Here is a 6,003-nt window from a genome sequence, read left to right on the forward strand (position 1 = left end):
AATCAACGCGCTTTGGAAAACTCCCACCCTTAATAAAACCATGAGGCAAGATTTCTTTCTTTCCAAATAGTGTGTAAACCACGCCGCGTTTTGTTTCTTTTGCTTTAAAAAATTTAAGGGGTATCGGTGTTCCAGAACCAATAATATCTGTCTCAAGAAACTTTGCTGTCGCCTTTTCTTTAATATAAACACCTTTTCTGATACGCTTTGTTTGGGCTGATGAGATGTCGGCAACTTGCTTTTCAGTAAAGCGTTCAACTTGTTTTGCTGCGGTGTTTAGAGCATTACGCAAAGCCCAGTTAAGGCGAGGGGCTTGAAGGCTTGTGAAGGTATCTTTTGCCTGTTGAAGATACCATTTTTGGTGGATGATTAACTTCAACTTTTAAGCCTTTTTTGGGGTAGGTGTTGATGGCTTGGAAGTTTTAGGTGTTTTGGGTTGTTCGAGTGGAATTTCCTCAGCTGCTGATTCAGTTGATGTTTGTACGGCTTCTTGTTCTATCTGCTTAATTTGTTCAACTACCTTGTCAGGTTTTATTTTTGTTTTAACATCAACAAAAGGTTTAGCAGCATTTGCACGCTTGAGACGTGCGTAGACTTGATTGGAAATCTCCACAAATGGATTATTGGGAGTTGAAGTTTCAAAACGAACAGTGCTTTTATTATCGCCAACAACACACATTGGCTTGGTGATGATTGCTTTCATCATTGCTCCTTTTGAGTCATAATTAATGACATAATTAGTCAAATATTGATTTTTATTTTGTGAAAAATTAATTAGCCAGAATTAGCAAGAAAACAGGGCTTTCTAGCCACGCTTCAAGTTGACATTTTGCTGAATTTTTGGGGATATTTTTGAATTTTAGACGCAATACAACTACTGCCATGCCGTCATTAAATACGATTTTTTACACTATGTCAACAAAAAAATCATGATCTTGTACATTTTTTGTTTCTAAAAATCTAAACTTAGTATTCATACAAACAAGTGATGCAATAATAATCCCATTTAAATGAATCTTTTACTTGGCTTTTTGCCTCGTTTCAAAGAACGATGTTTTACGGCACGAGATAAAGATTTGAACCAACTACGTAAGAAATGTTGCTAGCTTAGCAAGGACTTCGTTCATAATCATGGGGGGAACTGCTTCCATTTTCTTTCCCTGACGCGCTCCAATATCAAGAGCACGTGGCTGGTCACAACGTATTACGCCCGTTGTATGTAATCCCACTCCCATTAATGAGACAGCAAAGCCTGCTGTTCTAGCAAAATTTCTTCCGCTTGTAATAGGCAAGACAATAGGTGTTTTCGTTACACGATTAAACGCTTCCGGTGATACAATTAATACAGGACGCGTTCCTTTTTGTTCATAACCCGAAGATGGATCAAGAGATACCAGCCAAATTTCGCCTCACTTCATCACAACAGCTCTTTACCAACAGGTTTAGTATCAAACCATTCTATATCCTCATCTACAAAATCATCTGACGGATTACATTGGGCTAATAATTCATCAAGAGTATAACTAGGAAATGTTTGTGGTTTCACAACTAATTATCCATTATCAATAGTCAAACCAACTTGCGCATTTTCAGTAAGATGAAGGACATCAAGCAGTGAGGGTGGTATAGAAAGCATCACTGCCCCTCCAACTTTACGTAATTTCGTTGTATGCATAAAAACAACCTCTCTAAAATATTATATAAAAATATAACATTTTAAAAGCTATTTCAAGAGCTTCTGATGCTTTTATAAATATACTAGTAAAACATTTAGCATTTATTTTTTTGGTTAAAATATTTCTGGAGAGCGTTAAGGACTATCCGCAATGAAGGTACAAGGTATGGTAATTCTTGATCTTCACTAACAAGATACTGTAGCGCAGCATAAAAATTATGCTGTCTGTAAAGGTGTTGTATTTCTTTTATTACCTCTTGCATATTCAAAAATTGTTTTGTTGCAAATTCAACCCATTTTTTTCTAGCTGCTTCATTAGAAGATGAGGGCATTTTATCATAAATTGCACTAGGCAATGTTTTTGCACAGAGATAATCAGTTCTCACTTCAAGATATTTTTGTGCAGCATCATACTGATCTTGATTAATCACACCTTGCAGATAAAGCCGTCCGATATAGGTAGCGGAAAGTGGATTTTTTGCTTCCTCTATGGTCAAGCCAAAGCGTTTGGCACGCATTTCTATTGCCAATTTGTCAATGGGATCATGAGGCATTTTTGTCCGTGAGATGCGACCATTGGGTTCTCTGATACATCCATTAATACGAGGGCGTCCACGTTTTGCATGTTTTTTTCTTTTTGTCATATTTTTCAATCAGAATGGCATGCTATCATTAAGAGATGCGCTATAATCTTGAGCACCTGAGGTAATAGCATAATTTTGAGAAGTAATGGGTGAAGGGAATGCCGATTGCTCTTTTTTGGCATTAAGAAAATACAACTCGCCTTTGAATTGTGGTAAGACAATCTCTGTTGTGTAACGGTCATGCCCATTTTTATCTTGCCATTTGCGTGTCTGTAATTTGCCTTCTACGTAAACCTTTGAACCTTTGTTTAGATATTGAAGTGCAATTTTTGCCAAATGTGGATTAAAAATCACAACTGAATGCCATTCAGTTTTCTCTACTTTTTGATTGGTTTTTTTATCTGTATAGCTCTCAGAAGTCGCTATACTAAAATTGACTATTTCAGCTCCAGAAGTCATGGTTTTGCTTTCGGGGTTAGCACAAAGGCGTCCGATTAATGTCACTTTGTTTAGCATGTTTTAGTTACCTTAAATTTGTATTTAAATATGTAAAAAATCTTAGCATAATTTTATTGTTTTTGCAATTATTTCAGTTTATTAATAACAATTTTTTAAGTATTACATTATAATATTATTTGACAAATTATTCATCAAAAAAAACATGTCACACAAATGGCATGACTTTCTTATTTCTATTTTTAACTTTTCAATAAATATCCTTTCATTAAGAGTCTGTGTCAAACTTTTTTGTACGATTTATTATTGACTATCGAACCTTTTTGTGCGATCTTCATTTTATGAAGAAAGGGGGAGGCTAAATGAAACGAGAAGCACCGCTTAGAGAATTACGTAAAGAAGCCAGAAAAAGAGGCATTCATTACAGAGAAGCTCCTGATGCAGGCAAAGGGTCACATTATTTGGTAACTTTTGGAGACAAGACAACCGTTATAAAATCTGGTGAATTGACCCCACTTTACGTGAAAATAATAAAAAAGCAGTTGGGGGTATGAGTTACTCTCTCAATGGCTTTAATTTTTCGTTTCAAAAGCATTTTGATCATAGTGAGGAGACCTAAACATGGAATATACGTATCAAGCAAAATTTGAAACTGATCCGGATGGTGGTTTTGTTGTGACTTTTCCGGATGTACCTGAAGCGATAACAGCTGGAGAAAATAGAGCAGAAGCATTAGAGAATGCTGTTGAAGCTTTAGGGTTGGCATTACGGAGCTATTCTATGCGTGGTTTACCTTTACCTGTACCACAGCAATATAAAGGTCTTGTAGAGGTTACGGTAGATGCGTGGAATGCTCTTAAGCTCGCAGTGGTAGAAGCCTTTAATGAAGCGAATATTACAAAAACAGAATTGGCACATCGTTTGGGTAAGAAAGAAACAGAAGCAAGACGCATTCTTGATCCCAACTATCCAACAAAGCTTCAAACTTTAGAGCAAGCACTGAGTATTCTTGGTAAGCAAGTCGTTATTACAATTAAAGATGCGGCTTAACTATCTCCTCGCCTTTGAAGACGAGAAGATAAAATCATGTTTTTAAATCTAAGCAGCTTTTACAACAGATTTTTCTAAAACCTGTTTTGCTTCTTCAATGAGTGTTTTATACTGTTTGCTTTCTTCTACCAATGTAAAGGCTTTAACAAGATGCATATGAAGAGGACCATAAATGTAAACAGCCTTTTTAGTTGGAGATATTTTATCCCAATCTTTTGGGAAATCAAAGCGTGTATCACGGTCATTATCAACAGATTGGCTTTTTAACTTTTTTTCGCATTCAATAAAGTAACGACGAGCTTGACGTCCTTTCTCATTGCGTTCAACCATTGAAAGTTCTTTGGCTATGTCTAGAGTGAGGTGATATTATATTACTGTAACAGCTCTAGATTTTGCGCTTCCCAATTTTGGGAACCGCAAATCTTGTGTTTTTATAAAGTCTTTACCTTCTTCAAATGTATATTGATTAATACGATCTGTAATCCAAGTAGCGAAACGTTTTCCTATTTCCATGAATGCATGTAATTCACGTGCGTTAACAGTTTGAACAGCTTCCTGATCAATTGTTTGTTCCGTAATTTTATAAGCATGTTCATAATGAACTCCTAGTTGTTAGATGTTTTTCATTGACACTTTTTATAAAAATGCCGGGTGCTGAAAAACACGGCAACTAGCCCGTCGTTATGCCTTTCCCCAAAGGGTATTGTATAGCATAACCACACCCGACAAAATTATTATATGCGTGTAGCATACAATGAGTCAAAGCTTTTAAATTGCGGAAGACCAGTTATTTCGGCAACTAATCCACTAGTTGTTTTCAAGTGTTTTTCAAGCACCTGATTCGACAATAGACATAATGTTGCCATATTGTCAAGCAACTTTCGATAACTTTTTGATCTCTCTGTTAATCTCGTCTAAAAGAGATTCAATAATTTTAAATAAAATAAATGAGTTATTGCGATATGGGGGAAATTTATCATTATTGATTCCATTAATGTTTTTTATAGCACTATCCCTCATTTTTTTGGAGCTTTTTTATCGCTTCTATAGCTAGCCTTTTGCGATCTGCGCTTTTTGTATAAAGAGATGCCATGTTGTCGTCGGTCCATCCAAAAATTGCCTTGAGTTGTGATACTGTTGCACCTGAATTAGCGGCGCGTGTTGCTGCTAATTTTCTTAAGCCATGTGCTGATTTTTTGATTCCCGCCGCATTACACACTTCACGGAATAAGTTTCCAAAACTTTCTTTTACGAGTTTATTTCCGTTTTTTCCGCAAATGAATGTTTCATTTCCAATAGGACCAATTTTTAGAGTTTCTGCTAATTCAGGCAAAATGGGTAGAAAAACATCTGTTTGGAATTTACTTTTCTCTGTCTTGAGATGAATGATATTATCTTTGACATCTTTCCAACCAATGCGGACCGCATCACCACGACGCAAACCCGTGTAAAGAAGAACATCAATCCAGACGCGTTCATGTGAACCATGTGACCAATGGTGATAATATTTTTCAACATCTTCTTCTGTCCAAACAGCAAATCCATCTTTGTTGTTGAGAGGAGGTCTTTTTATTCCTAAAGCTGGGTTATTTTCCAGAAGTTCTTGATCGATCGCCCAATTAAAAAGTCCATTAAGTGCTTTTAGAAAATTTTGGGCAGCTGTTGGTTTTTCTTTGCGGCGTTCAACACCCGCTGTAATATGTGATTTCTTTATTTCTCTGTATGGAATGTTTCCTATGGTATCACATACCTTCATAAGGATGAGTTCTCTTTGTCTTTTCGTAGCTTTAGCAAGGCTATGCCAATGAACGCTGTTAAAATATTGTTTAAGCAGCCATGCAAATGAACCTTCAATCAGTTTGCCGATTTTCGGTTTTGGAGGGATTATGCCTTGTAATTCGGCAAGTGCGCTTTTGTAGTTGTCAAAAAACTCTTGTGTTCCATAAGTTCCGCGTATTCTAATACGTTTTCCATGACCAATACGTACATACCATACGATTTTGCCATGTTGGGTAATTTGTTTAACGAGATGAGGGGGGCGTGGTTTTGGCATGATCAATTTTACATCTTAGAGAGTGCGATTTCGTAATATTCATTTTTTGACAAATCTAAAAGTGTGTCTGAGTGTGCTGTTGAGTTTGGTATTGGAATATCTGCTTTAAGATAGATAAGCAGTTCACCGGTAGGTTTGATTTCTATGAGTTCGCATTTTTGCTTTTTTGCTTCTCTTAAAGCTCG

Annotated in this window: 8 protein-coding genes and 2 pseudogenes; 2 read left to right on the forward strand and 8 right to left on the reverse strand. The window is 36.3% G+C overall.

Annotated features, from left to right (window positions below; translation table 11 throughout):
- The 6 genes and pseudogenes from ACFIM1_RS08775 to ssb all read right to left on the reverse strand — a co-directional run.
- Positions 1-379 (reverse strand): hypothetical protein (locus tag ACFIM1_RS08775; RefSeq protein ID WP_375609746.1); only part of this gene is annotated, 379 nt, incomplete at its 3' end.
- A gap of 3 nt (positions 380-382) precedes the next feature.
- Positions 383-703 (reverse strand): hypothetical protein, encoded by a 321-nt coding sequence (locus ACFIM1_RS08780; protein WP_375607176.1) that lies wholly within the window; start codon positions 701-703, stop codon positions 383-385.
- Between the two features lie 382 nt (positions 704-1,085).
- Positions 1,086-1,403, reverse strand: coding sequence for a type II toxin-antitoxin system PemK/MazF family toxin (locus ACFIM1_RS08785; RefSeq protein ID WP_375609747.1), 318 nt, complete (start codon positions 1,401-1,403; stop codon positions 1,086-1,088).
- 14 nt (positions 1,404-1,417) lie between these two features.
- Positions 1,418-1,675 (reverse strand): annotated as a pseudogene (locus ACFIM1_RS08790) (antitoxin).
- 95 nt (positions 1,676-1,770) lie between these two features.
- A complete protein-coding gene (locus ACFIM1_RS08795; protein WP_375609745.1) occupies positions 1,771-2,319 on the reverse strand; it encodes a hypothetical protein in 549 nt (182 codons plus the stop codon).
- Between the two features lie 9 nt (positions 2,320-2,328).
- The gene (gene ssb, locus ACFIM1_RS08800; RefSeq protein WP_375609744.1) at positions 2,329-2,775 is read right to left on the reverse strand and encodes a single-stranded DNA-binding protein; all 447 of its coding nucleotides are present in this window, start codon (positions 2,773-2,775) and stop codon (positions 2,329-2,331) included.
- 302 nt (positions 2,776-3,077) lie between these two features.
- On the opposite strand from ssb, the gene ACFIM1_RS08805 reads away from it, so the two are divergent.
- Together ACFIM1_RS08805 and ACFIM1_RS08810 are read left to right on the forward strand one after the other, a co-directional pair.
- Positions 3,078-3,269 carry a hypothetical protein gene (locus tag ACFIM1_RS08805; protein ID WP_375609743.1) on the forward strand — a complete coding sequence of 64 codons (192 nt, stop codon included), beginning with the start codon at positions 3,078-3,080 and terminating at the stop codon, positions 3,267-3,269.
- A 67-nt stretch (positions 3,270-3,336) separates the two neighbouring features.
- A complete protein-coding gene (locus ACFIM1_RS08810; protein ID WP_375609742.1) occupies positions 3,337-3,765 on the forward strand; it encodes a type II toxin-antitoxin system HicB family antitoxin in 429 nt (142 codons plus the stop codon).
- 48 nt (positions 3,766-3,813) lie between these two features.
- Here ACFIM1_RS08810 and ACFIM1_RS08815 read toward each other — a convergent pair.
- Together ACFIM1_RS08815 and ACFIM1_RS08820 are read right to left on the reverse strand one after the other, a co-directional pair.
- Positions 3,814-4,344: pseudogene (locus ACFIM1_RS08815) on the reverse strand (antA/AntB antirepressor family protein).
- A gap of 430 nt (positions 4,345-4,774) precedes the next feature.
- Complete coding sequence (locus tag ACFIM1_RS08820) at positions 4,775-5,818, reverse strand: tyrosine-type recombinase/integrase (RefSeq protein ID WP_375609741.1); 1,044 nt, start codon at positions 5,816-5,818, stop codon at positions 4,775-4,777.
- Positions 5,819-6,003 lie beyond the last annotated feature (185 nt).

Origin of the sequence: Bartonella sp. AC158YNML (assembly GCF_042196725.1) — a bacterium.
Lineage (GTDB): Bacteria > Pseudomonadota > Alphaproteobacteria > Rhizobiales > Rhizobiaceae > Bartonella.

What these genes read in the sequence shown, in the direction of transcription:
- ACFIM1_RS08805 (WP_375609743.1), top strand. Translation starts at nt 3,078, where the DNA reads ATGAAACGAGAAGCACCGCTTAGAGAATTACGTAAAGAAGCCAGAAAA.
- ACFIM1_RS08780 (WP_375607176.1), bottom strand. Translation starts at nt 703, where the DNA reads ATGAAAGCAATCATCACCAAGCCAATGTGTGTTGTTGGCGATAATAAA.
- ACFIM1_RS08820 (WP_375609741.1), bottom strand. Translation starts at nt 5,818, where the DNA reads ATGCCAAAACCACGCCCCCCTCATCTCGTTAAACAAATTACCCAACAT.
- ACFIM1_RS08810 (WP_375609742.1), top strand. Translation starts at nt 3,337, where the DNA reads ATGGAATATACGTATCAAGCAAAATTTGAAACTGATCCGGATGGTGGT.
- ACFIM1_RS08795 (WP_375609745.1), bottom strand. Translation starts at nt 2,319, where the DNA reads ATGACAAAAAGAAAAAAACATGCAAAACGTGGACGCCCTCGTATTAAT.
- ssb (WP_375609744.1), bottom strand. Translation starts at nt 2,775, where the DNA reads ATGCTAAACAAAGTGACATTAATCGGACGCCTTTGTGCTAACCCCGAA.